Consider the following 1,559-nt stretch of genomic DNA (forward strand, 5'->3'; position numbering starts at 1 on the left):
GCTCATAAACTCAGATGGGGCATGAAAGCTCAAAAAAAAAGTCGGCAGAAAGAAAAGGCCATCCCGGAAAGGGGTTTAAAAAAAGGTCTTTAAATCTAGCTGAAGCATAAGTTTAATTTTAATAGATAAAAGACTATGGCACATCAGAGTAAATATCCTAGTTTAGACAGACAATGGCATAAGATGATGTTTTCTTTCTTTGAGTATCTTCCTATGCAATATCGGCAGGCAACGGAAAGAGAATGGCAAATTCGTAAGATGATATGGAGTTTTAAGGATGGAAAAGCTTATTTGAATATAGCTTGGATGATAGCGAATAAGTTACATCAAGTTTTTGGTGATGATGTTAAGAATATTGTTTTTGCTTGTGTTCCGGCTTCTTCCGCTGATAAGAATGAACTTCGTTATAAGGGGTTTGCTTCGGCTGTGTGTAAGTTTTCAGGTGCTATCAATGCGTATGAACATATACGTGTCAGTGGAGATCGTTTGGCTATTCACGAGAAATTTGACAGCAAGTCGCTTCAAAAAGTACAAGTGATAGAATTTGACAAGGACTTTTTTCGGGGTAAGAAAATCTTGGTATTTGACGATATTTTAACAAAAGGGTTTTCGTATGCTCGTTTCGCATGTCAGTTGGAAAAAATAGGAGGTGAGGTTTTGGGAGGTTTCTTTTTAGGTAAAACAGTTGTCCGTATGTTATAAGATGAAAGAAAAAGAGAGTTATATAGAGAAGCAGAAGGATATCTTTGGAGATACTACTTGGTTCACTTATCGTTATGAGGTGAATGGAATGGTGTATGAAACTTCGGCAGGTTCGTTGGATATATGTAGAAAGGCACGTGATAAATGGATGAAAATGATGTCCGTTGCTTTTACCGGTCATAGAACGATACGAACAAATAAATATGCTTTGTCCGTATCGTTGAATGAAGAGGTACGTTTCTGCTATGAGAATGGAATCCGTTTTTTCTATATTGGTTGTGCGGTTGGATTTGACATGATGGCTGCTCATACCGTACTTGAACAAAGGAAACAATATCCCGATATGGTTTTGGTGGCGGTTGTTCCTTATGTCGGGCAAGATGTGTATTTCAACAAAGAGGACAAACAGAGGTATGCTGATATTTTGCGCCAAGCCGACAAGGTGGTAGTTCTATCCGAATATTATTATGCCCAATGCTATGCCCACCGTAATGATTACATGATTTCACACGCCTGTAGGCTGATTGCCTATTGGGATGGAAAATCTGCCGGAGGAACTTCTTATACGTTTAACAAGGCACAAAAAAAGAAATTGGTGATATACAATCTGTTTTGATTCAGATTGTATATCGTTGTTTTCCAGCGGTATGATCAAACGTGGCGATGTCATACTGTCTGGTTGCTGTAAGTGCTAATACTTCCGATGCAAAAGAGAAAGACACAATAAATATGAAAAGCAATGATAGATGAATTTTACTTAATTGTTTTACCTTTGTAAAACATTAGTGTCCCATTAAAATTGGGACGAATTAAAAATTAAATAAACTTGGCCCATTTGGTCCGAATCGTTCTTTGTC

The 1,559-nt window shown here is 37.5% G+C and carries 2 protein-coding genes; both read left to right on the forward strand.

The window, feature by feature from the left end:
• The first annotated feature begins 135 nt into the window (after positions 1-135).
• Positions 136-702 carry a phosphoribosyltransferase gene (locus KFO40_RS25550; protein WP_005868760.1) on the forward strand — a complete coding sequence of 189 codons (567 nt, stop codon included), beginning with the start codon at positions 136-138 and terminating at the stop codon, positions 700-702.
• 1 nt (position 703) lies between these two features.
• Positions 704-1,318 (forward strand): SLOG family protein, encoded by a 615-nt coding sequence (locus KFO40_RS25555; protein ID WP_005868759.1) that lies wholly within the window; start codon positions 704-706, stop codon positions 1,316-1,318.
• The last annotated feature ends 241 nt before the right edge of the window (positions 1,319-1,559 follow it).

The sequence above is a fragment of the Bacteroides sp. 1001302B_160321_D4 genome (genome assembly GCF_015667765.1).
Classification (GTDB): domain Bacteria; phylum Bacteroidota; class Bacteroidia; order Bacteroidales; family Bacteroidaceae; genus Bacteroides; species Bacteroides xylanisolvens.

Coding starts and splice junctions, on each gene's coding strand:
- KFO40_RS25550 (WP_005868760.1), top strand. CDS start 136: ATGGCACATCAGAGTAAATATCCTAGTTTAGACAGACAATGGCATAAG.
- KFO40_RS25555 (WP_005868759.1), top strand. CDS start 704: ATGAAAGAAAAAGAGAGTTATATAGAGAAGCAGAAGGATATCTTTGGA.